Here is a 26,926-nt window from a genome sequence, read left to right as displayed (position 1 = left end):
GCCGCTCCGGTCCCCGGACAACCGAAGTGCACGGAGCACGGGCAAGGAAGGGCGCGCACCCATGGCCAAGCAGAACGTGGCGGAGCAGTTCGTCGACATCCTCGCCAGGGCGGGCGTCAAGCGCCTGTACGGCGTCGTCGGCGACAGCCTGAACCCCGTCGTGGACGCCATCCGGCGTAACTCGGCCATCGACTGGATCCACGTCCGCCACGAGGAGACCGCCGCCTTCGCGGCCGGGGCCGAAGCGCAGGTCACCGGCTCGCTCGCGGCCTGCGCCGGCTCCTGCGGACCGGGCAACCTGCACCTGATCAACGGCCTGTACGACGCGCACCGCTCCATGGCCCCGGTGCTGGCCCTCGCCTCGCACATCCCCTCCGGCGAGATCGGCCTCGGCTACTTCCAGGAGACCCATCCGGAGCTGCTGTTCCAGGAGTGCAGCCACTACAACGAGATGATCTCCAACCCGGAGCAGATGCCGAGGCTGCTCCAGACGGCGATCCAGCACGCCATCGGGCGGGGCGGCGTCAGCGTCGTCACCATGCCGGGCGACATCGCCTCCAAGCCCGCCCCCGAGAAGTCCATCGAGCACGCCCTCGTCACCGCGCGGCCGACCGTACGGCCCGGCGACGAGGAGATCGACAAGCTCTGCCGCATGGTGGACGAGGCCAAACGGGTGACGCTGTTCTGCGGCAGCGGCACGGCCGGGGCGCACGCCGAGGTCATGGAGTTCGCCGAGAAGGTCAAGTCCCCGGTCGGGCACGCCCTGCGCGGCAAGGAGTGGATCCAGTACGACAATCCGTACGACGTCGGGATGAGCGGGCTGCTCGGTTACGGCGCCGCGTACGAGGCGACGCACGAGTGCGACCTCCTCATCCTGCTCGGCACGGACTTCCCGTACAACGCCTTCCTCCCGGACGATGTGAAGATCGTCCAGGTCGATGTGCGCCCCGAACACCTCGGCCGCCGCTCCAAGCTCGACCTCGGGGTCTGGGGCGATGTGCGCGAGACGCTGCGCTGTCTGACGCCCCGGGTGAAGCCCAAGTCCGACCGCAAGTTCCTCGACCGGATGCTGAAGAAGCACGCGAACGCCCTGGAGGGCGTGGTCAAGGCCTACACCCGCAAGGTCGAGAAGCACGTCCCGATCCACCCCGAGTACGTGGCCTCCGTGCTGGACGAGATGGCCGACGAGGACGCCGTGTTCACCGTCGACACCGGCATGAACAACGTGTGGGCCGCCCGCTATCTGACGCCCAACGGCAAGCGCAGGGTGATCGGTTCGTTCAGCCACGGCTCGATGGCCAACGCCCTGCCGCAGGCGATCGGCGCCCAGTTCACCGACCTGGACCGGCAGGTCGTCGCGATGTCCGGGGACGGCGGATTCTCCATGCTGATGGGCGACTTCCTCACCCTGGTCCAGTACGACCTGCCGGTGAAGGTCGTCCTGTTCAACAACTCCTCGCTCGGCATGGTCGAGTTGGAGATGCTGGTGGCGGGCCTGCCGTCGTACGGGACGACCAACGCGGACACCGACTACGCCGCCATCGCCCGCGCGGCCGGCGCCTACGGCGTTCGCGTGGAGAAGCCCAAGCAGTTGCAGGGTGCGCTCAAGGACGCGTTCAAGCACAAGGGGCCCGCGCTCGTCGACGTCGTCACCGACCCGAACGCGCTCTCCATCCCGCCGAAGATCAGCGCCGACATGGTCACCGGCTTCGCGCTCTCCGCCAGCAAGATCGTGCTGGACGGCGGAGTGGGCCGGATGCTCCAGATGGCCCGCTCCAACCTCCGTAACGTGCCGCGTCCTTGAGTCCGCCCCGCGCCTGCCCTGGCACGTCACGCCGGGGTCAGGCGCAGGGTCAGGATCTGGAACGGCCGCAGGTCGAGGATCAGTCCGTCCTCGTCGGTCACCGCCGGGCGCAGTGGCCGCTCCAGCAGATCCGTGATCCGGGCGTCCGCGACCGGGAAGGACGCCGCCAGCCGGGTCCGCGCCCGGCCGCCCGCCGACTCGTAGAGCCGTACGATCACATCCCCGCCCCGGTCCTCGGCGAGCTTCACCGACTCGACCGTCACCGCCGGATGTCCCGTCGCCACCAGCGCGGGCACCACCGGGGCGACCGCCGCCCGCAGCGGGAGGTTCAGTGCCAGGCCCTCCCGTACGGCGTCCGTCACCTCCGCGCCGGGCGCGAGCGCGTAGCGGAAGCGGTGCACGCCGAGGTCGGTGTGCGGGTCCGGGCTGTGCGGAGCGCGCAGCAGCGTCAGCCGGACCGTGGTGCCGAGACCGTCCGGGTGCGGGGTGCGGGTCACATCGTGGCCGTACGTCGAGTCGTTGAGCAGCGCGATGCCGTATGCCGGCTCGGCCACCCGCAGCCAGCGGTGCGCGCAGATCTCGAAACGGGCCGCGTCCCAGGACGTGTTGTCGTGGGTCGCGCGGTGGACGTGGCCGAACTGGATCTCGGCGGTGGAGCGTTCGGCGTGGACGTCGAGCGGAAAGGCCGCCTTGAGGACCTTCTCCGACTCCTGCCAGTCCACCTCGGTGTCGACGTCGAGCTGCCGGGCCCCGGCCGCGAGCCGCAGCTCCTGCACGACGGTCGACCGCCCGAAGGAACGGACCACCCGCACGGCCGCCCGCAGCGGCCCGTCCTCCACCAGCGACACGGAGTCGGCGGCGGTGAGATCGGTGCGGGTGCGCCGGTAGTGCCGGTCGATGTCCCAGGCGTCCCAGTGGTTGGGGTGGTCCGGGTGCAGCTGGAGGAGGTTGGCGCGGGCGCCCGGGATCAGCACCTCCCGGTCGGCGATCAGATCGTGGACCGACGAGACCAGCCCGTCCCCGTCCACCACTACCCGCAACAGCCCGTTCTCCAGGACGATGTCGCCGCCTGCCCCCGACGCCTCGGCCGTTACCGGGTGCTCCGGGACCGCCGCCCCGTCCAGGAGGCCCGCCCCGAGCCCCGGACTCCGCGCCACCACCGCAGCCCGGCCCTCGCCCAGCTCCTGGACATGCGCCCCGGACGGCAGCACCCCGGCCGCCTCCGCGTCCAGCTCGATCACCTGAACCCGGTCGTACGGGGAGGAGTTGAGCGCCACCAAGCCCTCGGCCGCGCCCAGCGAGGTCACCGCCTCGGCCACCACGTCCGCCAGCTCGGCGCGCACCTCCTCATAGGTGTCCCGCGCCTCTCGGTGCACCCAGGCGATCGACGAGCCGGGCAGGATGTCGTGGAACTGATGCAGCAGCACGGTCTTCCACACCCGGTCCAGGCGCTCGTACGGATAGCGGTGGGAGGGGGAGCGCAGAGCGGCCGCCGTCGCCCACAACTCCGCCTCGCGCAGCAGATGTTCGCTCCGCCGGTTACCCTGCTTGGTCTTCGCCTGCGTGGTGTACGTCGCCCGGTGCAGCTCCAGATACAGCTCGCCCGACCAGACGGGCGCCTGCTGTCCGTACTCCTCCTCGGCTGCCGTGAAGAACGCCGCCGGCGTTTCGACGGACACGCGAGGCGAGCCCTCCAGGTCCCGCAGTCGGCGGGCCCGCTCCAGCATCTCGCGGGTCGGGCCGCCCCCGCCGTCACCCCAGCCGAACGGCACCAGCGAACGCGTGGCCCGGCCCTTTTCGGCGAAGTTCTCCTCCGCATGGGCCAGTTCGCGGGCGTGGAGCTGGGCGTTGTACGTGTCGACCGGCGGGAAATGGGTGAAGACCCGGGTGCCGTCGATGCCCTCCCACCAGAAGGTGTGGTGCGGCATCCTGTTGTGCTGGTTCCACGACAGCTTCTGGGTGAGGAACCACTTCACCCCGGCCAGCCGGGCCAGTTGGGGGAAGGCGGCGGTGTAACCGAAGGAGTCCGGCAGCCAGATCTCCTCCGTGTCCACGCCCAGCTCCTCGGTGAAGAAGCGCTTCCCGTGCACCAGTTGGCGGGCCAGCGCCTCACCGCCGGGCATGTTGGCGTCCGACTCCACCCACATCGAGCCGACCGGAGCCCACTGCCCCGCCGCCACCGCCTCCTTGATCCGCTCCCAGATGTGCGGCTGGTGCTCCTTCACCCAGGCGTACTGCTGGGCCTGCGAGCAGGCGAAGACCAGCTCCGGGTAGTCCCGCGCGAGGGCGGTGACATTGGCGAACGTCCGGGAAGCCTTGCGGACGGTCTCGCGCAGCGGCCACAGCCACGCCGAGTCGATGTGCGCGTGCCCGGCCGCCGAGATCCGGTGCACGCTCGCGGAGGCGGGCCGCGCCAGCACCCCGGCCAGGGCGGCGCGGCCCGCCGCCGCGGTGCCGGAGACGTCGTGCAGGTCCAGCGCGTCGAGCATCGACTCCAGTGCCCGGAGGATCTCGTGCCGCCGCGACCGGTCGGCGGGCAGCTCGTGCATCAGCTCGGACAGCACCTCGATGTCCAGGACGAGATGCCAGACCTCCTCGTCGAGGACCGCGAGGTCGGCGGAGGCGAAGCGGTACAGGGGGCGGTCGCCGGAGGTAGTCACGTCGCCGAGCGGGGTCGGTGCGAAACCGTGCTCCAGGACCGCCGGATTGGCCGCCGCCTCCAGCAGCAGATCGACCGGCTCCCCGCCCGCCGCCGGGTGTGCGAGCGGCAGGTGCCGGTTGCGCGGATGAACACCCTTGAGAGGGACGCCCAGATGGTCGTACAGCATCCCTTCCGCCTGGAATCCCGGCCCCTGGCCGGTGAACCCGGGGTCGACGACCACTTCCACCCGGCGCCCCGACCACTCCTCGGGCACCGCTCCCCGTAGCCGGAACCAGCTGGTGGACCAGGGCTTCCCCCACTCCGTACCGGCCGTGAACGGCGCGAAGTCCGCCCCGAGGGCCTCGGCCACCGGCACCGGCTCGCCCGGAACGTGCCACACGGACACGGCGAGCGGGGTGCGGGCGGCGTACTGGGCCGGGCGGACGAACTGGTGGAGGGCCCGCTCCAGGCGGCCCTCCACCAGGGTGCGGTCGTCGTGCATCACAGCTCCTCGGGAAGGTGCGGGGTCCCAGGAGGCGTCTCGCCGAACAGGGACGACTCAGGTTTCCCTTCCCGCGGAGCGTGCGGAACACCCCTCGGAGGCGGGGTCAGCAGTCGTGGTCGACCAGGTCGAAGGAGGCGTAGTGGTCGGCGGTGTAGTAGTCCTCCTCCGTCTGCTCACCGGTGACGATCCGGCGGGCGCCGCGGGTGTCGGAGCCGGGCGTGATGACCGTGTACTCGTGGTAGTAGCCGGTGGACCGGTCGGGGAGCAGGCCCTCGCGGTTCTGGAAGACGGTGCCGTCCTGCTCGTACGGATACGGCCCGCCCTGCTCGATCAGATCCAGGGTGTCGTGCGCCTGGGACGGCAGGGCGGAGTAGCAGACGCTGCCCACCGCCGCCGCCCGGAAGGCGGTCGCGGAGTAGGCGGTGGTGGAGCCCGTCGCCGGGGTGGCGGCCTGGGCCGTGACCGGGCCCGAGGCGAGGAGGAGGGACAGGAGGGCGGCCGAGCCGCCGAGCCGGGTGATGCGTGGGGGGATGCGCATGCCAACATGATGACGCGCGTAGAAGTCGGGTCGTCAACGTCAACTCGGTTCTGTTCGCGGGACGTTAACCGGAGCTGCGCCTATGTGGTGATGGCGTGCGCGGGTGGGATGTTCCGTGCGCCCCTCGCCGCTCCCGCCCCTTTACTTCTTGACGGGCCCGCAAGCGTGACCGTGTGCGTACAGGGGCATGCATCCCGTGAGGCTGTTCGACGGACAGCCGGATCGAAGGAGGTCGGTTCACTGTGCGGGCGGGGGAAATGGCGAAGCGTCAGAAGAGGACCACGGTCGTCGAAGGGCGCGGCCCCCGGGGCCGGAGACCGGGTGAGGCGTCGCCGCCGGCCCGGATGCGCCGAAGAGTGGGGCACGCGGAGCGGTCGGCGGTGGGGGAAGTCCGGCGGGAGCTGCGCGAGTTCCTGCGAGATCGCTCCGGTCAGGAGCAGACCGAGGCGGCGGAGCTGCTGGTGAGCGAGCTGGTGACCAACGCGCTCATCCACACCCGGCACGGGGCCGTGGTCACGGCCACGGCGACAGCCGCCCGACTGCGCGTGGAGGTACAGGACTTCGCATCCGAGAACCTGCCCGCGCCGTACGTACCGAACGCCGACGACGGTACGCACGGCAGGGGCCTGATCCTGGTCCGGAGCCTGGCCGACGCCTGGGGCGTGGAGGCACAGGCCCTGGGCAAGGTCGTCTGGTTCGAGCTGCACGGCGGAAGGCCCTGAGCCCTCCGCCGCGCGACGGGATCAGCCGAACTGCTGCTCCAGATCCTTGAGTTTCTGTTCCAGCGAGTCGAGCCGGGGGAGTGTCTGGGTGTCGTCCTCAGCGGTGAGGTCGACGGTCCGCGGGTCACTTCCCTGGGTCGGCGCTTCCAGGCTCTTCGAGCTCGAACCATCGGCCGTCTGCTTCGGGCCGACGGCTTGCAGGGATGGCCGGGGTCGCAGGGGCAGCTGACCCGGCTCTGTTATGGCGGGCTCCGCGACGGCCGGTGGGCCGCCGCCCGAAGTCGGGGCGAGGGCGGGCACGTCCACCTGCTGCCCGCCCCGGCCGCCGCGTCCCCAGACCCGGTTCTGCCGGTTCAGGGCCTTGATGCGGGCCCTGTCCAGCTTCTCCTGGTCGCGTCGGCGCAGCCGGTCCTGTTCGCGCTCCCTGCGGTCCTCGCGCACCTCGTCCACCGCCTCGTCCAGGGTGCGGACGCCCTCCAGGAGCATCAGCGACCAGGCGCCGAAGGTCTCCCGGGGGGCCCGCAGCCAGCGGACGATCCGGATCTGCGGCAACGGACGGGGCACCAGGCCCTGTTCGCGCAGCGCCGCGCGGCGGGTCTGCTTCAGCGCGCGGTCGAAGAGCACCGCGGCCGAGAGGGACATCCCCGCGAAGAAGTGCGGAGCGCCCGCGTGGTCCATGCCCCGGGGGGCGTGCACCCAGTTGAACCAGGCGGCGGCCCCGGCGAACGTCCACACCAGCAGCCGGGAGCCGAGTGCCGCGTCTCCGTGGCTCGCCTCCCGTACGGCCAGCACGGAACAGAACATCGCGGCGCCGTCCAGTCCGAACGGGACCAGATACTCCCATCCCCCGCTGAGGCTCAGGTTCTGCCGGCCGAAGCCGACGAGCCCGTGGAAGGAGAGCGCGGCTGCGACCGCCGCGCAGCAGAACAGCAGGACGTAACTGGCGGTGGCGTAGAGCGCTTCCTTGCGTCTGCGGCGTTCCTCGCTGCGTTCCCAGGAGTCGTCGGCCGCGGCCTTGCCGGCGGCACGCTTGCCGCGTGCGACCACCGTCACCGCCGCCATGACTCCCACGAGCAGTACGGCGCCCGGAAGCAGCCAGTCAAGCGATATGTCGGTCAGTCTCATGCGCGGTCCCTTGCGTCACGTAGGGCGTTTCGTACGCCATCGTGACGGAATTCCCGTCCAGCTCCGGTGGTTTCGGGACAAGAGCACGCCATGGGGGAAGGAGAGGCTATCGATGGGTGGAATCTTCTCGAACTCCCGCCCGGTTGAACCGAGTTGTGTTCGAGTCCGCGTCATCCGGACGGGCGGTGTGGATCAGGAAGCCGCGGCGAGCTTGCGCACCCGGTCCGCGTCACAGGTACGCGGGCAGGTCACACAGGTGTCCTCGGGGCGCAGGGTGTAGAAGAGGCAGCAGCTCGCCCGGTCCCGGGTCGGCAGCGACTGCCCGTCGGGGCCGGTCAGCTCGCGGAAGCCCGCGGTGCCGACGTACGGCTTCGTGGTGCCGGGGAGCAGCAGCTCCAGCTCGGCCATCGCGCGACGCTCCTCGCCCAGCAGATGGGCGACGTACCAGAGGCCCTCGACGATCTCGTCCGTCGCCATCCCCCACAGGGCCCGCTTCCCGCGTCGCATGCGCGGCCCGAAGCCTTCCAGCACCGGCCCGAGGTGCTCGGTCAGGGAGGCCAGGACCTCGGCCCGCAGCGCCGCCTCGTCCGGGACGACCCGGGCCCCGGGCAGGGTGGCCGCCGGATCGTCCGGCAGGCAGGCGAATTCCCTCACCCGCACGGTCAGGTGGCCCAGCGCCCGCTGGAAGGCCACGTCCTCGACCGGGATACGCGGCACACGGCGCTGCAGGAACCACGGCACGGTCACCAGCAGGCAGGCGGGCCAGGCGTACCGGTGCAGACCGAAGCTCGCCACCACGTCCGGGCGGGCCTGCTGGCCGTAGTCGCGCAGCACCTGGGCGTTGTCCCAGGCGAGGAAGGCGTCCACGGAGCTGCCGCCGGCCGCCAGCTCCGCCGCGCCGACCCAGCCCGCGCCGGACGGGGCGACGGCGTCGCCGTCGAGCACGTCGGCCCGCAGGCCGGGGAAGACCTCGGCCAGGCGGGCGTACGCGGCGGTCACGGGGGGCGTCGCGGCACCGGTGAACGGCGGGGAGAGGGTCATGCAGGGGACCACCGAATCGGGATCGTTTGCAGGTAAGGCTTACCTTACCCGACGCCATCGATGTTTGAACCGCGGCCTCCTCCCTCTATCGTGCACAGGAGGTCCGGCGCACGCGAGTCGGCCCGCGGCAGGTGGAGGAGGTCCGGGTGGAGCAGGGCAGCGCGCGCGAGGGGGTACGTCCGGCGTACGCCCCCGGAGCGTTCCCGCGCACTCCGGCGGAGGGCCGGGTGCCGGAACAGGCCCGGGGCGAGCACACCCACAGTGAGCCGCCCGCGCCGCGCGCCGTGCGGCGTCACTCCGTGCGCGGCCAGATCCTGGACGCCCTGCGCGCCGCCCTCGTCGACGGCGAGCTGGTGCCCGGACAGGTGTACTCCGCCCCCGCGCTCGGCGCCCGCTTCGGGGTCTCCGCGACGCCGGTGCGCGAGGCCATGCAGCGGCTGGCCGTCGAGGGCGCGGTCGAGGTCGTGCCGAACCGCGGCTTCCGGGTCAGCGAGCGCGGCCCCCGCGAGCTGGCCGAGCTGGCCGAGGTGCGGGCCCTGATCGAGGTCCCGGTGATGCTGAGGCTGGCGCGTACGGTCCCGGCGCACCGCTGGAGCGTCCTGCGCCCGCTGGCGGACGCCACGGTCGCGGCGGCGGCCGTGGGCGACCGGGCCGCCTACGCCGATTCGGACCGGGCCTTCCACCGGGCGGTCCTCACGCTGTCGGGCAACGGGCAGCTCGTGACCGTCGCCGACGAGCTGCACCGGCGCTCCCAGTGGCCACTGGTCGCGGGCCCCGCCACCCGCCGGGCCGAACTGCTGGCCGACGCCGCCGAGCACACCGCCCTGCTCGACGCCCTCATCGCCCAGGACCTCACCGTCGTCCAGGCCCTGGTCCGCGAACACTTCACCGGCGCCGACGGCTGACCCGGGCGGGGCCGCGGCCCCGCCGCGGGCCGGTCCCCACGCCTCCGTTCAGCTCGCCTCGGCGGTGCGCTGGGCCGGGGGGCCCAGATACGGGGCCAGCCAGGTGGGCACACCGCCCAGAAGCCGGAACAGCCGGCCGGCCTCGGCCCGCAGCCGGGCCGCCTCCGGTTCGTCCTCCGCCTGCGCGAGGGAGATCAGCGCCGGGGCCGTACCGACCAGGAACCCCAGCTCCTCCCGGATCCGCAGCGACTCCGCGAAGCCGTGCCGGGCCTCGGCCAGCTCCCCCTCGCGCAGCGCGAGCGCCGCCAGATGCCGCCAGGTGGACGACAGCAGTAGCTCGTCGCCCCGGGCCGCCGCGCCGGCGTGCGCCCGGCGGAAGGCGGCGCGCGCCGACTGCGGCGACTCCGCGATGTTCTGGGCGATCAGCCCGCGCCGGTAGTCCAGCAGCGGCCGGGCGGGTGACGCGGGAGCCAGCAGGGCCGCCGACCGGCTCAGCGCCACGCTCGCCTCGTCGGCCCGGTCCCGTACCGCCAGGAGGGTCGAGGCGTAGGCCAGATGGCCCCGCTCGGAGGCGGCCGAGCCCCGCTCGTCGTCGCTGCGGGCGATGGCCTCCGCCGCGCGCAGGGCGTCCTCGGCGTCGGTCCAGCCCTGCCCGGTGTACAGGCACCGCTCGGTCAGCAGGGCGATGCGCTGGAGCGCGGATGCCGCATCGGTGCGCGCGTGGTGCTCCAGCAGGGCGGCCGCGTCCGTCCAGCAGGCCCGTGACCGCAACCGCCATATCGCTGTCTGGAGCGGCGGATCGTCATCTGCTGTCGTTCCGGAACCAGACATGGCGGTATGCGCCACATTGCCCTCCCCGAGCGCGCCATTGTGCTGTTGGGTACGGCGCATCTCAGCACGGATCGGCACTCCGGGCCAAGGGGTCCGGACAATGTCAGGTGAAAGATTTCACAATCGGCCGGAGCGCGACGGGCCCCGGCGGACCCCGTGCGCGCCCGGAAGATCAGCTCATACGCAGTGCGAGGAAGAAGTCGAGCTTGTCCTCCAGGCGCGAAAGGTCACGCCCCGTCAACTGCTCGATTCGTCCGACGCGGTAGCGCAGTGTGTTGACGTGCAGGTGCAGCCGGGCCGCGCAGCGGGTCCAGGACCCGTCGCAGTCCAGGAAGGCCTCCAGCGTCTCGATCAGCTCCGCCCGGTGGCGCCGGTCGTAGTCGCGCAGCGGGTCCAGCAGCCGGGCGGTGAAGGCGCGCCGGACGTCGTCGGGGACGAACGGCAGCAGCAGCACGTGCGAGGCCAGCTCGTGGTGACCGGCCGCGCAGACCCGGCCCGGACGTGCCGCGGCCACCCGGCGGGCGTGCCGGGCCTCCTCCAGCGCGCCGCGCAGTCCTTCGGCGGAATGCACGGCCGCGCTGACACCCAGTGTCAGCCGGCCGTCGTCGGCGAGTCCCGCCGTCAGCGGTTCGCGCACGGAGGCGAGCAGCGCGTCGGCGTGCAGCCCGGGATCCCCGTCGAGCGCGTCGGCGTCCTTCCCGTCCGCTTCGCCCCCCACGCTGTCGCCGGAATCCACCGGCGCGGTGACGATCGCGGGCAGCGGGACCAGGGCGATGGCCTCGTCGCCCGTGTGGGCGACGGCGATCCGGTCGGCGGAGTCGGGGCCGCTGACCGCCGGGTCGACGAGGATCTCCTCCAGCAGCGCCTGGGCCACCGGACCGCTCGCGATCTCGCCCGCGGCGGCGGCCTGGCCCGAGGCGCTCCAGTCGACCCGGGCCACCACGACCTGCCACTGCGGGGCCGCGCCGAGGCCGGGCAGCAGGACCGGTGCGGCGACCCGCAGCCTGGCCGCGATCTCGGCGGGGGCGGCGCCCGCCTGGACCAGCTCCAGCACCTCCTGGGCGAGCCTGCGGCGTACCGTACGGGCCGCGTCGCGGCGGTCGCGTTCGACCGCGATCAGCTGGGTGACGCCCTGGAGCAGGTCGAGCCGGGCGGCGGGCCAGTCCGAGGCGTCCGCCTCGACCGCCAGCAGCCAGTCGGAGAGCACCGACTCCCGTACGTCGCGGGCGGCCTGTACCGCGCCCCGGCCGGTGTTCCGGATCGGGAAGAGGGAGTACGTCGTACCGGCGACCGCCGCCCGGTACGGACCCCGGCGGCCGGTCCGGGTCGCGGCCAGGTGGTGCCCGGCCAGCGCCGCGCCCAGCGGTCCGGGCAGCGGGGCGCCGGCCCCGGCGATCTGGCGGCCGGTGGGGGAGAGGACCCAGGCCCGCAGGTCCAGGTCGGAGGTGAGGAGGTCCAGCACCACCTCGGGGCCGCCGCCCGCCGGGCCCGAGGTCATCAGCCGCCGGTGCCGGTCCACCACGGCCGCCAGATCGCCCGCCCGCTCGCCGGAGACCTGGCGTACGACGTACTCGGTGATCGTCGCGAACGCAACGGTCTCGTGCACGGCGAAGAGAGGGAGGCGGTGGCGCAGGCACGCCTCGACCAGATCGGCGGGGATGTCGCCGAGCTCCGCCTCGCCGGCCGCGAGACCGGCCACCCCGGCGCCCGCCAGGATCCGGACGAACGGCTCGGAGTCCGCCGCGTCCCGGCGCCAGGCCAGGCCCGTGAGCACCAGTTCGCCGCCGGAGAGGTAGCGGCTCGGGTCGCGCAGGTCGGTCGTCATGACGCCCCGGACCGTGCGGTCCAGCTCGTCCTCGCCGCCGAGCAGCCGCAGGCCCAGCGCGTCGGTCTCCAGCAGTGCGCGCAGCCGCATCTCGTCGCCGCCGATCTTTTCGTAGAGGGAGCAGGTGAAGGTGGTGGAGGGGGAGCAGGTGGAGGAGGTCGTGGTGCGGGGGATGAAGCAGGTCGTGGGGTGGGGGAGCGGAGGGGCGAACGGGTATCTGTGAATTACGGAGAGGTTACTGATCTCCGCCATTCGTTCGAATCTACAAGACGAGGACGGAGACCAGCCAACTCCTTCAGTGTTTCGGTGACTGCACCGGCCGGGGCTGGGCTTGTGTACTGGGCCACACACCACGTGAACACCACATGAACGAGCCAGTCGAGGCAGGCCGTCCCCGGCCCCGGCGAACGACCGATTGAGAAGAAGAGAGCCACTCATGGACTTCCTTCGCCCCGCCAGCTGGGAGGAGGCGCTCGCCGCCAAGGCCGAGCACCCCACGGCTGTGCCCATCGCGGGCGGCACCGATGTGATGGTCGAGATCAACTTCGACCACCGGCGGCCCGAGTACCTCCTGGACCTGAACCGTATCGGTGAGCTGTCCGAGTGGGAGGTGGGCCAGGAGAGCGTGCGGCTCGGCGCCTCCGTGCCGTACAGCAGCATCATGGAGCACCTGCGCACCGAGCTGCCCGGTCTGGCGCTCGCCTCGCACACCGTCGCCTCCCCGCAGATCCGCAACCGCGGCGGCGTCGGCGGCAACCTCGGCACCGCATCGCCCGCCGGCGACGCGCACCCTGCCCTGCTCGCGGCCGACTGCGAGGTCGAGGCCGAATCCGTACGCGGCACGCGACTGATTCCTATCGACGCTTTCTACACAGGCGTCAAGCGCAACGCCCTGGAGCCGGACGAGCTGATCCGCGCCGTGCACATCAAGAAGGCCGACGGACCGCAGCAGTACTCCAAGGTCGGCACGCGTAACGCCATGGTCATCGCGGTCTGCGCGTTCGGCATCGCGCTGCACCCCGAGACCCGCACCGTGCGCACCGGCATCGGATCCGCCGCCCCGACCCCGGTCCGGGCCAAGGCGGCGGAGGACTTCCTGAACGCCGCGCTCGAAGAGGGCGGGTTCTGGGAGAACGGAAAGATCATCACCCCCGCGATCGCCAAGCAGTTCGCCGCCCTCGCGTCCGGCGCCTGCAACCCGATCGACGACGTGCGCGGCACGGCGAAGTACCGCAGGCACGCGGTCGGCATCATGGCCCGCCGCACGCTCGGCTGGACCTGGGAGCAGTACCGCGGCGCGGGCCGCACGCTGGAAGGAGCTGCGTAACCATGCGAGTCAATTTCACGGTCAACGGCCGTCAGCAGGAAGCCGACGACGTCTGGGAGGGCGAATCCCTCCTGTACGTCCTGCGTGAGCGCATGGGCCTGCCCGGCTCCAAGAACGCCTGCGAGCAGGGCGAGTGCGGTTCCTGCACGGTCCGCCTGGACGGCGTCCCGGTCTGTTCCTGCCTGGTCGCCGCCGGCCAGGTCGAGGGCCGCGAAGTCGTCACGGTCGAGGGCCTGGCCGACTACTCCAGGCACCGCGAGGACGCCCACCCCGGCAGCGGCTGCGCCTCCGGCGCCTGCGGCACCACGCTGGACGCCGCCAAGCGCTGGCAGGCCCGGCCCACCGACGGCCAGACCGGCGAGGCCGTCGAACTGTCCCCGATCCAGCAGGCGTTCATCGACGCCGGAGCCGTCCAGTGCGGCTTCTGCACCCCCGGCCTGCTGGTCGCCGCCGACGAGCTGCTGGAGAACACCCCCTCGCCGTCCGACCAGGACATCCGCGAGGCGCTCTCCGGGAACCTGTGCCGCTGCACCGGTTACGAGAAGATCCTCGACGCGGTCCGCCTCGCGGCCGCCCGTCAGGAAGAGGCGGTCCAGTCATGACGACCACCCCGAAGGCCCAGACCGCACCGGCCGGCACACCCACCAAGATCACCCAGGGTTCGCCCACCAAGGGCGGCATCGGCGAGTCCACACTCCGCCCCGACGGCACCCTCAAGGTCACCGGCGAGTTCGCGTACTCCTCCGACATGTGGCACGAGGACATGCTGTGGGGCCAGACGCTGCGCTCCACCGTGGCGCACGCCGAGATCGTCTCCATCGACACCTCCGAGGCGCTCGCCACCTCCGGCGTCTACGCCGTGCTGACCTACGACGACCTGCCCGCCGAGATGAAGAACTACGGCCTGGAGATCCAGGACACGCCGGTTCTCGCGAACGGCAGGGTCCGCCACCACGGTGAGCCGGTCGCCATCGTGGCCGCCGACCACCCGGAGACGGCGCGCCGCGCCGCCGCCAAGATCAAGATCGAGTACCGCGAGCTGCCGCTCATCACCGACGAGGCGTCGGCGACCGCTCCGGACGCCGTGCTCGTGCACGAGGGCCGCGACGACCACCACATCGGCCACGTCCCGCACCCCAACATCGTGCACCGCCAGCCGATCATCCGCGGCGACGCCGACGAGGCCGCCAAGCGCGCCGACGTCATCGTCAAGGGCGAGTACACCTTCGGCATGCAGGACCAGGCCTTCCTCGGCCCCGAGTCCGGTCTCGCGGTGCCCTCCGAGGACGGCGGGGTCGAGCTGTACGTCGCCACCCAGTGGCTGCACTCGGACCTCGGCCAGATCGCCCCCGTCCTCGGCCTGCCCGAGGACAAGGTCCGCATGACGCTCTCCGGCGTCGGCGGGGCCTTCGGCGGCCGCGAGGACATCTCGATGCAGATCCACGCCTGCCTGCTGGCGCTCCGCACCGGCAAGCCCGTCAAGATCGTCTACAACCGGTTCGAGTCCTTCTTCGGCCACGTCCACCGGCACCCGGCGAAGCTCTACTACGAGCACGGCGCCACCAAGGACGGCAAGCTCACGCACATGAAGTGCAAGATCGTCCTGGACGGCGGCGCCTACGCGTCCGCCTCCCCGGCGGTCGTCGGCAACGCCTCCTCGCTCTCGGTCGGCCCGTACGTCATCGAGGACGTCGACATCGAGGCCATCGCCCTTTACACCAACAACCCGCCCTGCGGCGCGATGCGCGGCTTCGGCGCGGTCCAGGCGTGCTTCGCCTACGAGGCGCAGATGGACAAGCTCGCCGCGAAGCTCGACATGGACCCGGTCGAGTTCCGGCAGCTCAACGCCATGGAGCAGGGCACCCTGCTGCCCACCGGCCAGCCCTGTGACTCGCCGGCCCCGGTCGCCGAGCTGCTGCGCCGGGTCAAGTCCCGGCCGCTGCCGCCCGAGCAGGAGTGGCTCACGGCGGGCAGCGAAGGCACCTCCGTCGACGTCCGGGCGCTGCCCGGCGGGCTCTCCAACACCACCCACGGCGAAGGCGTCGTCCGCGGCGTCGGCTACGCCGTCGGCCTGAAGAACGTCGGCTTCTCCGAGGGCTTCGACGACTACTCCACCGCCCGCGTGCGGATGGAGGTCATCAACGGGGAGCCGGTCGCCACCGTGCACACCGCGATGGCCGAGGTCGGCCAGGGCGGCGTCACCGTCCACGCCCAGATCGCCCGTACCGAACTCGGTGTCAACCAGGTCACCATCCACCCCGCCGACACCCGCGTCGGCTCCGCCGGATCCACCTCCGCCTCCCGCCAGACCTACGTCACCGGCGGCGCGGTCAAGAACTCCTGCGAAGCCGTACGGGAGAAGGTCCTGGAGCTGGGCCGCACCAAGTTCGGCACCTACCACCCGGCCTGGGCCACCGCCGAACTCCTCCTGGAGGGCGGCAAGGTCGTCACCGACGGCGGCGAAGTGCTCGCCGACGTGGCCGACGTGCTGGAGGACGAGGCGATCGACATCGAGCTGGAGTGGCGCCACCGGCCCACCGAGGCGTTCGACCTGCGCACCGGACAGGGCAACGGCCACGTCCAGTACTCCTTCGCCGCGCACCGCGCGGTCGTCGAGGTCGACACCGAGCTGGGCCTGGTCAAGGTCATCGAACTGGCCTGCGCCCAGGACGTCGGCAAGGCGCTCAACCCGCTCTCCGTCCTCGGCCAGATCCAGGGCGGCACCCTCCAGGGCATGGGGGTCGCCGTGATGGAGGAGATCATCGTCGACCCGAAGACCGCGAAGGTACGCAACCCGTCCTTCACGGACTACCTGCTGCCCACCATCCTCGACACGCCGACCATCCCGGTCGACGTGCTCGAACTCGCCGACGAGAACGCCCCGTACGGGCTGCGCGGCATCGGCGAGGCCCCCACCCTCTCGTCCACCCCGGCCGTCCTCGCGGCGATCCGGAACGCGACGGGTCTGGAGCTCAACAGGACGCCGGTGCGGCCCGAACACCTCACCAGCACCTGAGAGCCTGCCGGGTGACCTCCTCCCCGTAGTCACCCGGCAGCTCCGAGCGGTCCCCCCCGAACTCTCCGGGCGGCGCGCAGAGCCGAGAACGTCACACTTTTCCGCACCCCGCGCCGCCCGGAGGCCCAAGTACCGCACCGCTCGCGGTTCTTCGCCGTGCCGACAGCACGGCAGCGCCTCACGGATCATCCGTGCCGCCGGCACATCCGTTCTGCTTCAACAGTTCGTCCCGGCCGTCCCCGGGTCGTGCAGCCGACGCAGTCATCCCAAATCCCGCAATCAGGAATCTCCAAGCGGGTGCCCCTGTGAACCTTGGGAGTCAGGCATCATGACCCAGCAGTCAGTGGAACCGAAGACCAGTCCGGAAGGTGCGGGCCCCGGCTCGCGCGTCCCCGCCGGAAGATCATGGCTCGACCGGTACTTCCACATATCCGAACGAGGATCCACGGTCGCGCGCGAGCTGCGCGGCGGCGTCACGACCTTCATGGCCATGGCGTACATCCTCCTGCTCAACCCGATCATCCTCGGCGGGGAGGACGTCAACGGCAACCTCCTCAGCCAGCCCGGCCTGATCACCGCGACCGCCTTCGCGGCGGCCGCGACGACCCTGCTCATGGGCTTCGTCGGCAAGGTGCCCCTGGCGCTCGCCGCCGGGCTCAGCGTCTCCGGGGTGCTCGCCTCGCAGGTCGCTCCCACCATGACCTGGCCGCAGGCCATGGGCATGTGCGTGATCTACGGCGTGGTGATCTGCCTCCTGGTGGTCACCGGCCTCCGCGAGATGATCATGAACGCGATCCCGCTCGCGCTCAAGCACGGCATCACGATGGGCATCGGGCTCTTCATCGCCCTCATCGGCCTCTTCAAGGCCGGTTTCGTCCACCAGGGCGTGGCGACCCCGGTCTCGCTCGGCCCGGCCGGTGAACTCGCCGGCTGGCCCGTCCTGATCTTCTGCGTGACCCTGCTGCTCATCTTCATGCTCCAGGCGCGCAACATCCCCGGCGCGATCCTGATCGGCATCGTCGTCGGCACGCTGGTCGCGATCGTCATCAACGCGATCGTCGACATCGACCCCAAGAAGTGGAGCAGCGGTCCGCCGGAGCTGGAGGGCAGCGCGGTCTCCACCCCGGACTTCTCGCTCTTCGGGAACGTCGAGTTCGGCGGCTGGGGCGATGTCGGCGTCATCACCGTCGGCATGATCGTCTTCACCCTGGTGCTGGCCGGCTTCTTCGACGCGATGGCCACCATCATCGGCGTCGGCACCGAGGCCAAGCTCGCCGACGACAAGGGCCGCATGCCTGGCCTGTCCAAGGCGCTCTTCGTCGACGGCGCCGGCGGCGTCATCGGCGGTGTCGCCTCGGGCTCCGGTCAGACGGTCTTCGTCGAATCGGCCACCGGAGTCGGCGAAGGAGCCCGGACCGGGTTCGCCTCCGTCATCACCGGCCTGTTCTTCGCCGCCTGCCTCTTCTTCACCCCGCTCACCGCGATCGTGCCGACCGAGGTGGCCTCCGCCGCCCTCGTCGTCATCGGCGCGATGATGATGCAGAACGCCCGGCACGTGGACTGGAGCGACCGTTCCGTCGCCATCCCGGTCTTCCTGACCGTGGTCCTCATGCCCTTCACGTACACCATCACCACCGGTGTCGCCGCGGGTGTCATCGCGTACAGCGCCATCAAGCTCGCCCAGGGCCGGGCCCGCGAGGTCGGGGCCTTCATGTGGGGGCTGACGGTGATCTTCATCGTCTTCTTCGCCCTCAACCCGATCGAGAGCTGGCTGGGCGTCCACTGACGCCCGGGCCCCCTTCACCCTTGAGGAGAAACGCCATGCTGGACATCGCCGAAGAGCTGCACCGGTGGGTCTCGCAGGGACGCGAGTTCGCCGTCGCCACGGTGGTGGCGGTCGGCGGCAGCGCGCCCCGGCAGCCCGGGGCGGCCCTCGCCGTCGACCGCGACGGCACGGCCATCGGGTCGGTGTCCGGCGGATGCGTGGAGGGGGCGGTCTACGAGCTGTGCCAACAGGCTCTGGAAGACGGGCGATCCGTCCGTGAGCGGTTCGGCTACAGCGACGAGGACGCCTTCGCGGTCGGCCTGACCTGCGGCGGCATCATCGACATCCTGGTGACACCGGTACGGGCGGACGATCCCGGCCGACCGGTGTTCGCCGCGGCGCTCGCGGCCGCCGCGGAAGGGGCGGCGGCCGCGCTGGCGCGGGTCACGGACGGACCCGATGAGCTGCTCGGCCTCCCCCTCCTGGTCCGCGCCGACGGGAGTCACGAGGGCGGGCTCGGCGGCCACCCGGCGCTCGACCGGACCGCCGCCGCCGAGGCCCGGGCCCTGCTGGACGCGGGCCGCACCGGGCCGCTCGCCATCGGCGCGGAGGGCTCCCGCTGCGGCCGGCCCATCGAACTCCTGGTCGAGTCCAGCGTGCCGCCGCCGCGCATGATCGTCTTCGGCGCCATCGACTTCGCGGCCGCGCTGGTCCGGGCCGGGAAGTTCCTCGGCTACCGGGTCACCGTCTGCGACGCCCGGCCGGTCTTCGCCACCGCGGCCCGCTTCCCCGAGGCCGACGAGATCGTCGTCGAATGGCCCCACCGCTACCTCGCCGGCACGGAGACCGACGCCCGCACCGTGCTCTGCGTCCTCACCCACGACGCCAAGTTCGACGTACCGCTGCTGGAGGCCGCTCTGCGCCTCCCGGTCGCCTACGTCGGGGCGATGGGCTCGCGCCGCACCCACCTGGAGCGCAACGACCGGCTGCGCGAGATCGGCCTCACCGACCGTGAACTGGCCCGGCTGCACTCGCCGATCGGCCTCGACCTCGGCGCCCGTACGCCGGAGGAGACGGCCCTGTCCATCGCCGCCGAGATCGTCGCGGTCCGGCGCGGCGGCAGCGGCGTACCGCTCACCGGGGCCCACACCCCCATCCACCACGACAGCAGCGGACAGCTGCTCGCATCGGTGGCCTGAAACGCCCGTCAACACCCCGTCCAGCCCGGGCGGGTTACCGCCACGGCGGTTTCCCGCCCGCCCGGAACGCAGCGGACACCCCGGATCTACCGGTAGATCAGCTGCATGACTTCTTCCCCCTCCTCCGTTCCCGGCCGGGCGAGATCCGCCCGCCCAGGACGCAGAGCCCTGCTCCTGGCGACCTCGGCGGCCCTGCTGGGCGGCATGCTGGTCCCCTTCGCCGGTGCGGGCACCGCCGGCGCCGCCCCCGCACCGGGCGCCGACGCCCCACGTTCCGCCCCGCGCACCGAGAGCCACACCGTCACCCTGATCACCGGTGACGTCGTGCGTACGTGGACGGCCCGGGCGGCCAGGACACCGTCACCGTGGACCGCCCCGACGGCGCGAGCGGCGGCGTCCGCATCCAGCAGGCGGGCGAGGACGTGTACGTCCTGCCCGACGAGGCGACCACGCTGATCGCGGCAGGCACCCTGGACCGGCGGCTGTTCAACGTCTCGGCCCTGGTCCGGATGGGATACGACGACGAGGGCACCGGCTCCGTCCCGCTCATCGCCACCTACCCGCCCGCGCGTTCCGAGGCCCTGCCCGCCGCCCCGCGCGGCGCGAAGAAGGTCCGCACCCTCGCCTCCATCCACGGGGCCGCGCTCAGCGCCGACAAGGACGGTGCGCGCACGTTCTGGGACGCCATCACCCGTACCCCGAAGGCCCGTTCACTCGACGGCCAGATCGCCAAGCTCTGGCTGGACGGCCGCTCCGAGGCGCTGCTCGCCGAGTCCGTACCGCAGGTGAAGGCCCCCGAGGCGTGGGCCGCGGGCTTCGACGGGAAAGGCACCAAGGTCGCCGTCCTGGACACCGGCGTCGACGCCGACCACCCGGACGTCAAGGACCGCCTCGTCGGCACCCGCAGCTTCGTCCCGGGCGAGGAGGTCGACGACAAGAACGGCCACGGCACCCACGTCGCCTCCACCATCGCCGGATCCGGCGCGGCGTCCGACGGCGCGAACAAGGGCGTCGCCCCGGCGGCCGACCTGCTCGTCGGCAAGGTCCTCGGCGACGAGGGCTCCGGCGCGGACTCCGGGATCATCGAGGCCATGGAGTGGGCGAAGGCCGAAGGGGCCGACGTCGTCTCGATGAGCCTCGGCTCCCCGGTGCCCGACGACGGCACCGACCCGATGTCCCAGGCGGTGAACTCCCTCTCGGCGGACGGCGGTCCGCTGTTCGTCATCGCGGCCGGCAACGCGTACGGAGCGGGCACGATCGGCGCGCCCGGATCGGCGGAGCAGGCGCTCACCATCGCCGCCGTCGACAAGCGGGACGGCCGCGCCGCCTTCTCCTCCATGGGCCCGCTCGTCCGCTCCCACGGACTGAAGCCCGACCTGTCGGCCCCTGGCGTCGACATCAACGCCGCCGCCTCGCAGTCCGTCCCCGGCATCGCGGGCATGTACCAGTCGATGTCCGGTACGTCGATGGCCACCCCCCATGTCGCGGGCGCGGCAGCAATTCTGAAGCAGCGTCACCCTGACTGGACCGGTCAGCGCATCAAGGACGCGCTGATGACCTCGTCCAAGAAGCTGGACGCCTACACCCCGTACGAGCAGGGCACCGGTCGCCTCGACGTGAAGGCGGCCATCGACACGACGATCGAGGCCACCGGATCGGTCCCCGTCGCCTCCTACGCCTGGCCGCACAGTCCGTCCGACGAGATCGCCGAGCGCACCGTCACGTACCGCAACTCCGGTGACGCGGACGTCACGCTGAACCTCGCCACCGACACGGAGGAGGCGGCCTACACGCTCTCCACCGACACGCTGACCGTCCCGGCGGGCGGCTCCGCCGAGGCGGTGCTGTCGCTGGACCCGGCGAAGGTCGCCAACGACACCACCTTCTCCGGCCAGGTCGTCGCCACCGACGCGGCGGGTGCGACGGTCGCGCACACCGGCTTCGCGCTCACCAAGGAGAAGGAGCTGCACGACCTGACGCTCAAGCTCCGCGACCGGTCGGGCAAGCCGATGGACGGCACGGTCGTCCTCGCCGTGCTGGGCGACCCGCAGCTCGGCCTCGTCCAGATCAGCGGCGGCGAGACCACCCTGCGCCTGCCGCCGGGCAACTACACCGCCTGGGCCTCCGTGGACGTCGACGGCGACCGCCCCGACTCCCGGGCCGTCGCGTTCCTCGCGGCCCCCGAGACGATCCTCACCGGGTCCACCACCGTCACCCTCGACGCCTCCAAGGCCCGCAAGGTCAGTGTGCGCACCCCGAAGGAGACCGAGACCCGCCAGCTCCGGTACGACATGGCGCGCACCGCACCGGACGGCACCGTCCAGCGTGACGCGTACCAAATACCCCTGACCTATGACCAGTTGTGGGCGAGCCCAACCAAGAAGGTGAAGGAGGGCGGCTTCAGCTTCCTGACCCGCTGGCGTCAGGGCGAGGAGCTGCTCGACGTCGAGGCCGACGGCCGTGACGTGCCCGTCCGCGTCCAGGGCGGTGCGGCGATCGCCGAGGACCGCGGGCAGCAGCTGAAGGCGGTGTACGCGGGCCAGGGCGCACCGGCCGACTACCGGGGCGTGAACGCACGCGGCAAGGCCGTCGTCGTCACCCGCAGCGCCGGTGTCGCGCCCGCCGAACGCCTCGCGGCCGCGCTGGCCGCCGGGGCCGAGGCCCTGTTCGTCGTCAACGACGAGCGCGGTGTGGCGATGGAGAGCTACACCCCCTACGGCGAGGAGACCACGATCCCGGTCGCCTCGGTCCAGAAGTCCGCGGGCGAGGACCTGATCAGGGCCGCGCAGCGCGGCAAGAAGATCGAGATCGACCAGAAGAGGTTCGCGGACTACCTGTACGACCTGGTGGACCGCCACGACGGCACGATCCCGGACCGCTCGCTGGCCTTCGCCCCCTCGACGCGTCAGCTCGCGGAGGTGGAGAACACCTTCTACGGCCACCGGAAGACGCTCGGCGGCGGCTACCGCTACGACATCCCCGACTACGGTCCCGGCCTCGGCTTCGAGGAGTACGAGCAGTTCCCGGACGTCCGCACCGAATGGGTCAACCCGCTGCCGGGCGACTCGTTCTGGTACGAGAACCACTCGGTGCTCAACGCCGAGCAGTCCGACCGGGCGCACGAGATGCGCAGCGCCGAGCTGGACTACCGGGCGGGCAAGGACTACCGCGCCGAGTGGTTCGCCCCGGTGACCCGCCCTCGCCTCGGCACCGGCTAATGGGGTCCGTTCCGCACGGTCGACAACGACCTCCAGTTCAACATCACGCCGTGGACGGACGCGGGCGCGGGCCACTCCGGCTCGATGCCCGAGAACGAGTACGACACCACCTCGTACGCCTTCTACCAGGGGGACACGGAGCTGAAGAAGGGCGCGGGCAGGGCCGGTTACCTCGGTGACCTGCCGGCCGAGCGGCAGCCCTACCGCCTGGTCATCGACTCCCGGCGCGACGCGCAGACCTGGAAGACGTCGACCCGTACGCACTCCGAGTGGGGCTTCGTCTCCGGCGCGTTGGACGAGGCCGGTCCCCACCAGGCCGACATCCCGATGCTCCAGCTGGACTACGCCGTCGACACCGACCTCGCCGGCGACGTCCGGGCCGGGCGCACGACGGAGATCGGCCTCACCTCCGGCACCCAGGAATGGCTGCCGGGCGCGGTGAAGGCGGACAAGGCTTCGCTGTCGGTCAGTTACGACGACGGCAAGCACTGGTCCACAGTGGACCTCCGCAAGAAGAGCACCGGCGAGTGGACCGCGAAGTTCCGCACCCCGTCGAAGGGAGCGGCCTCGGTCTCGCTCAAGGCACACGCGGAGGGCCCCGGCGGGCTCGTCGTCGACCAGGAGATCATCCGGGCGTTCGGCCTGAAGTGACCTTCTGAAACCGGGTCCCGCACTTCCGGGGGGAGTGCGGGACCCGGTGCGTCAGCCCCCGGCCGGGATGACCGCGGGCGCCCGTCCGAAACGGGCCAGCAGATGCCAGACCCGCTTCAGGTCCTGCGCGTCGTGCAGGCCGGCCCGTACCGCGTCGCCGATGATCCGGGCGTCCAGCCACCCGTCGACCGCCAGCATCGAGCCGAGGGCCACGAACTCCGGCCCCCGGTAGCCGGGATGGCGCCGCAGCTCCTCCACGGAGAGCCGGAACCCGGGGTGCCACTCGACGGGGCACGGCAGCCGGTGGGCGGCCGCCTCCACCTCCGTACCCCGGAACACCGGATCCAGGACCAGCGCCGCCACGTCTCCGCCGAGCCGGACCGGGGCGTGGATCTGCGCCTCGATGTAGTCGTCCAGGGCGTCACGGTGGTCCGCCGCCGCCAGCTCGACCAGTCCCGACATCCGGGCGGCGACCCCGAAGTGGACGGGCTCCGTGGCGCTGTCCGGATAGCAGAACGTGGCCGCGGCGAGGACGTCCGCCGCCAGCCTGAAGTGCGCGGACCCGAACCGGGGCGCGCCGCCGAACGGGTTCTGCCGGACGTCCAGTGCCCCGTAGACGGGCCGCTCGCCCGCCCCGGCCCGGTCGTAGGCGCCGCCGAAGATCCGGCTCTCCCAGCGCCACCGCTCCCCGCCGGGGTACGCGGTGAGCCCGCCGTTGCCGGTGCCGGTCACGAACTGGGAGACGTACAGACCGTCCTCGCCCAGCCGCTCCAGGATCGGCCGCCCCGCCACCGTGCGGTCGGGGTGGAAGTTCAGGGTGACGGCTGTCCCGGCCCTCAGCGGAGCGCCCGAGGACAGCGACGCGACGTGCGCCAGCGCCCGCCTGCGGAACGGGGAGAGCGGAGGATCGGAGGTCATCGCGCCAGTGTGCCCGGCGGCGTCCGGGGGTGCACGTGAATACCCGCGCCGGCCGGTGCGGTTGGATGAGCCCATGAGCGTTCACGACGTGGCCCGCACGCTGCCGGGCATATCCGCCCTTACCGACCTCTGCCGTTCCCTGGCGATGCTCGACGCGATCCTGTGCCCCGAGTGGGACCACCGCTGGCACGGCTTCGACGCCCAGTGGTCGCCGACCGAGGCGATGGCCTCCATGCAGGACGGGGCGGGCGGGGAGTACTCCATCGTCTTCTCCGCCGACGGCGCCTACGCGCGCGGCTTCGACCACGAGTCGCCGATGAGCCCGTACGTGGACGACGTCCCCTGGCCCGGGGTGCTCGACGAGGTGCCCGCCGTGTTCCGGCGCTACGTGGAGGAGCCGTCGTTCAGCGACGAGTCCGGGATGCCCGTCGTCACCGCCTGCCTCTGGCGGGAGAGGGGGGCCGACCGCTGGCGGGCGGGGGCCGTGGAGTTCCCGGAGGACGGGGAGGACTCCGACGGTGCGGACGGGCTCTTCCAGCTGCTCGTCATCGGGACGCCCGAGTCGTACCAGGAGTGGGCCGAGGACTACTTCGAGAGGGCCGTCGACCTCGAAGCCGTACGCCATGTCTACGCGCTGCGACCGCTGACGGACGAGGTCGTCGCCGCGATCAATCCGGAGCGCGTGCCCGCCGAACTGGCCGAGGACATCAAGGAGATCGGGTACCCGGTCGGCGCGGGGGAGTGAGCCGGTGAGCCCTTCGGGGCGGGCCCGCCGCCGGCCCCGGGGTCAGTCGTCCTCCTCCGCGACCGCCGGATCGCGCCGGGCCAGTGCCTCGGCCACCGGCACCCCGGTCCGGGCCGCCACTGCCAGGCGGGCCCGGACCTCCGCGCCGGTGCGCGGGCGGAACCGCGGCCGCTTGCCGCAGCCGCAGGGCTCCAGGCCCTCGTAGCGCAGGCCCGCCCCCAGCACGGCCGCGACCGCGCTCCAGGCGTCGGTGTCACGGCGCGGCGGAGGCGCGAAGTCGTGGCCCGCGCAGACGAGCGCACGGCCGCAGTTCGGGCAGGGCGAGGCCCCGCCGTCCAGGGGGAACCGCTTGAAGCTGACGCGGCAGGGGACGCAGGCGTAGTGCAGCTTGTAGTGGACCATCGCGTAGAAGCACACACGATGACGCTACCGGGCCGGGCCCGGGCACAGCCCGGCAGGACCGGGCGGTTCCCCCTCCGCGTTGGGGAGAGCCCCGCCCGGGCCCGTGCTCACCTTCCGCTCTGCAGGGCCTTCCACGTGGCCGGGCCCACCTGGCCGTCGACGCCCAGCTCGCGGGTCGTCTGGTAGGTGCGTACCGCCGTCTGCGTGGTCGGGCCGAAGCTGCCGTCCACGCCCACCGTGGTGCCGAGCGCCGCCGTCAGGGACCGCTGGAGCCGCTTGACCGCGTCGCCCGAGCTGCCCTGCTTCAGCAGCGGGGTCGTGCCGGCCGACAGCAGGGCCGTCCAGGTCTTCGGGCCGACCGTCCCGTCGGCGCCGAGGGCGCGGGCCCGCTGGAAGGCCTCCACCGCGCTCTTCGTGGTGGGGCCGAACCGGCCGTCCGCCGTGCCCGGCTGGTACTTCTGCTCGGTCAGCAGCTTCTGTACGGCGGTCACCTGCGGGCCCGACGAGCCCGACTGCTGGGTGGTGTAGAGGGGGAACGTCAGACCGTCGCCGCCCGTGCCCGGATCACCGCCGATCAGCTCCAGGTAGTAGTTCCAGTCCCAGTTGGGGCCGGGGTCCGTGTGGTCGTTGCCGGGCACCTCGCTGTGGCCGACGATGTGCGCCCGGTCCTTCGGGATGCCGAACTTCGCGCTGAGGTGCGAGGTCAGCGCGGCCGACGAGCGGTACATCGCGTCGGTGAACCACGCCGGTTCGTCGACCCACCCCTCGTGTTCGATCCCGACGGACGAGGCGTTGGCGCTGCGCGCGTGCCACGCCGTGTCCTTGTCCCGGACCGTCTGGGTGACCTCACCGTCCGAGGATCGGATCACATAGTGGGCGCTGACCTGGGACGCCGGGTTCTGGAACCAGCTGATGGAACCCGCGTACGAGCCCTGGGTGACGTGCACGACCACCTTGTCCACGGTCGCCGTTCGGTTGACGGCGAAGTTCTCGGAGTCGGCGGGCACCCAGCGTGCCGAGGGATAGTCCTCGCTCTGCGCGTAGACGTCGGCCGCCGACAGCGCGTCCTTGTCCGGGTCGACCGGCCGGGAGGGCACGAGCACCTCCTCGCCGCCGGCCACCGTCGCGGACACGCCCTCGGCGAGGAACGTGAACACCGCGTCCGCGTACAGCGCGGCGGCCGGCTCCTCGGCGGCGCTGTAGCGGGCCACCGCCGGATACCAGGCGTTCACGTCCCGGCGCTCGGCGGCGTCGAGGCCCAGCGCGTCGGCGTGGTCGCGCAGGACGGCCGCGCCCCCGAGGATGTTGGCCGTCGTGTCCCGGCGCAGCCGGGCGGCGCTCTCGCCGGTCAGTTCGGCGGCCTTCTCCAGGGACCGGTTGGCGGGGTTGCTCGCCAGGTGCATCACGCCGTAGCCGTTCGCCTGACTGGGCTCTCCGCCGTGGCCGTTCAGCCGGGACTCGCCGTAGCCGACGGCGGCCAGCAGATCGCGGGGTACGCCGTACTCCTGGGACGCCTCGGCGAAGGCGCGGTTCACCGGGTCGGCCGTGTCCGCCCGTGGGGCGGCCGTCGCCGGGTGCCCCGTGGTGAGGAGGGCCGTGGCGGTGAAGGCGGCCACGGCACAGGCACGGGCCCGGGTTCGGGCGGCGGTGCGGAGGGGCATGAGGGCTCCTGCTCTGTCGGTGGACGAAAAAAGCCCTCGGGCCCGGGTGGGCCAGAGGGATGCCGATCCCGGCCAGGCTATCGATCT

General features: G+C 72.1%; 18 protein-coding genes and 1 pseudogene. 10 read left to right on the top strand and 9 right to left on the bottom strand.

Features of this window, described 5'->3' with window-relative positions; translation table 11 throughout:
• Nucleotides 1-61 precede the first annotated feature (61 nt).
• Nucleotides 62-1,804: a pyruvate dehydrogenase gene (locus ACFWRV_RS09200; RefSeq protein WP_384330555.1), complete on the top strand. Its 1,743-nt coding sequence runs from the start codon at nt 62-64 to the stop codon at nt 1,802-1,804.
• A 26-nt stretch (nt 1,805-1,830) separates the two neighbouring features.
• Here the strand turns inward: ACFWRV_RS09200 and ACFWRV_RS09195 are convergent, their stop codons facing one another.
• Nucleotides 1,831-4,947, bottom strand: coding sequence for an alpha-mannosidase (locus ACFWRV_RS09195; protein ID WP_384330552.1), 3,117 nt, complete (start codon nt 4,945-4,947; stop codon nt 1,831-1,833).
• Nucleotides 4,948-5,053: 106 nt separating this feature from the next.
• On the bottom strand, nt 5,054-5,488 hold the full coding sequence (locus ACFWRV_RS09190; protein WP_384330548.1) for a ribonuclease domain-containing protein: 435 nt from the start codon (nt 5,486-5,488) through the stop codon (nt 5,054-5,056).
• 356 nt (nt 5,489-5,844) lie between these two features.
• Here ACFWRV_RS09190 and ACFWRV_RS09185 point away from each other — a divergent pair, with 356 nt between their 5' ends.
• Nucleotides 5,845-6,210, top strand: a complete 366-nt coding sequence (locus ACFWRV_RS09185; RefSeq protein ID WP_384330856.1) for an ATP-binding protein — start codon at nt 5,845-5,847, stop codon at nt 6,208-6,210.
• 21 nt (nt 6,211-6,231) lie between these two features.
• Here ACFWRV_RS09185 and ACFWRV_RS09180 read toward each other — a convergent pair whose 3' ends face one another.
• Both ACFWRV_RS09180 and ACFWRV_RS09175 read right to left on the bottom strand, forming a co-directional pair.
• Nucleotides 6,232-7,335 (bottom strand): DUF2637 domain-containing protein, encoded by a 1,104-nt coding sequence (locus ACFWRV_RS09180; RefSeq protein ID WP_384330545.1) that lies wholly within the window; start codon nt 7,333-7,335, stop codon nt 6,232-6,234.
• 192 nt (nt 7,336-7,527) lie between these two features.
• Nucleotides 7,528-8,376: a (2Fe-2S)-binding protein gene (locus tag ACFWRV_RS09175; RefSeq protein ID WP_384330542.1), complete on the bottom strand. Its 849-nt coding sequence runs from the start codon at nt 8,374-8,376 to the stop codon at nt 7,528-7,530.
• 146 nt (nt 8,377-8,522) lie between these two features.
• On the opposite strand from ACFWRV_RS09175, the gene ACFWRV_RS09170 reads away from it, so the two are divergent.
• Complete coding sequence (locus ACFWRV_RS09170) at nt 8,523-9,281, top strand: GntR family transcriptional regulator (RefSeq protein ID WP_384330539.1); 759 nt, start codon at nt 8,523-8,525, stop codon at nt 9,279-9,281.
• Nucleotides 9,282-9,329: 48 nt separating this feature from the next.
• Here the strand turns inward: ACFWRV_RS09170 and ACFWRV_RS09165 are convergent, their stop codons facing one another.
• Both ACFWRV_RS09165 and ACFWRV_RS09160 read right to left on the bottom strand, forming a co-directional pair.
• Nucleotides 9,330-10,112, bottom strand: coding sequence for a hypothetical protein (locus ACFWRV_RS09165; protein WP_384330536.1), 783 nt, complete (start codon nt 10,110-10,112; stop codon nt 9,330-9,332).
• A gap of 172 nt (nt 10,113-10,284) precedes the next feature.
• Complete coding sequence (locus ACFWRV_RS09160) at nt 10,285-12,027, bottom strand: PucR family transcriptional regulator (RefSeq protein ID WP_384330853.1); 1,743 nt, start codon at nt 12,025-12,027, stop codon at nt 10,285-10,287.
• A gap of 346 nt (nt 12,028-12,373) precedes the next feature.
• Between ACFWRV_RS09160 and ACFWRV_RS09155 the strand changes: the two genes are divergently transcribed.
• From ACFWRV_RS09155 to ACFWRV_RS09130, 6 genes and pseudogenes are all read left to right on the top strand, one after another.
• Complete coding sequence (locus tag ACFWRV_RS09155; RefSeq protein ID WP_384330533.1) at nt 12,374-13,264, top strand: FAD binding domain-containing protein; 891 nt, start codon at nt 12,374-12,376, stop codon at nt 13,262-13,264.
• 2 nt (nt 13,265-13,266) lie between these two features.
• The gene (locus ACFWRV_RS09150) at nt 13,267-13,866 is read left to right on the top strand and encodes a (2Fe-2S)-binding protein (RefSeq protein WP_384330531.1); all 600 of its coding nucleotides are present in this window, start codon (nt 13,267-13,269) and stop codon (nt 13,864-13,866) included.
• Complete coding sequence (locus ACFWRV_RS09145; protein ID WP_384330528.1) at nt 13,863-16,280, top strand: xanthine dehydrogenase family protein molybdopterin-binding subunit; 2,418 nt, start codon at nt 13,863-13,865, stop codon at nt 16,278-16,280. Before ACFWRV_RS09150 ends, ACFWRV_RS09145 begins: the two co-directional genes overlap by 4 nt.
• Before the next feature lie 328 nt (nt 16,281-16,608).
• Nucleotides 16,609-18,066 (top strand): NCS2 family permease, encoded by a 1,458-nt coding sequence (locus ACFWRV_RS09140; RefSeq protein ID WP_384330525.1) that lies wholly within the window; start codon nt 16,609-16,611, stop codon nt 18,064-18,066.
• A gap of 35 nt (nt 18,067-18,101) precedes the next feature.
• On the top strand, nt 18,102-19,244 hold the full coding sequence (locus tag ACFWRV_RS09135; RefSeq protein WP_384330522.1) for an XdhC family protein: 1,143 nt from the start codon (nt 18,102-18,104) through the stop codon (nt 19,242-19,244).
• Between the two features lie 204 nt (nt 19,245-19,448).
• Nucleotides 19,449-23,113: pseudogene (locus tag ACFWRV_RS09130) on the top strand (S8 family serine peptidase).
• A 51-nt stretch (nt 23,114-23,164) separates the two neighbouring features.
• On the opposite strand, the gene ACFWRV_RS09125 reads toward ACFWRV_RS09130, so the two are convergent.
• The gene (locus tag ACFWRV_RS09125) at nt 23,165-24,031 is read right to left on the bottom strand and encodes a DUF3626 domain-containing protein (RefSeq protein WP_384330519.1); all 867 of its coding nucleotides are present in this window, start codon (nt 24,029-24,031) and stop codon (nt 23,165-23,167) included.
• A gap of 73 nt (nt 24,032-24,104) precedes the next feature.
• Here ACFWRV_RS09125 and ACFWRV_RS09120 point away from each other — a divergent pair, with 73 nt between their 5' ends.
• Entirely contained in the window at nt 24,105-24,776 is a 672-nt protein-coding gene (locus tag ACFWRV_RS09120) for a hypothetical protein (RefSeq protein WP_384330516.1), read from the top strand.
• Between the two features lie 42 nt (nt 24,777-24,818).
• Here the strand turns inward: ACFWRV_RS09120 and ACFWRV_RS09115 are convergent, their stop codons facing one another.
• Nucleotides 24,819-25,193, bottom strand: coding sequence for a hypothetical protein (locus tag ACFWRV_RS09115; RefSeq protein WP_384330513.1), 375 nt, complete (start codon nt 25,191-25,193; stop codon nt 24,819-24,821).
• A gap of 92 nt (nt 25,194-25,285) precedes the next feature.
• Nucleotides 25,286-26,839, bottom strand: coding sequence for an N-acetylmuramoyl-L-alanine amidase (locus ACFWRV_RS09110; RefSeq protein WP_384330510.1), 1,554 nt, complete (start codon nt 26,837-26,839; stop codon nt 25,286-25,288).
• Nucleotides 26,840-26,926 lie beyond the last annotated feature (87 nt).

The organism is Streptomyces sp. NPDC058576 (assembly GCF_042718715.1).
GTDB lineage: Bacteria > Actinomycetota > Actinomycetes > Streptomycetales > Streptomycetaceae > Streptomyces.
Note: the sequence above shows the minus strand (reverse complement) of the source record. Positions and strands in the feature narration are given on the sequence as shown.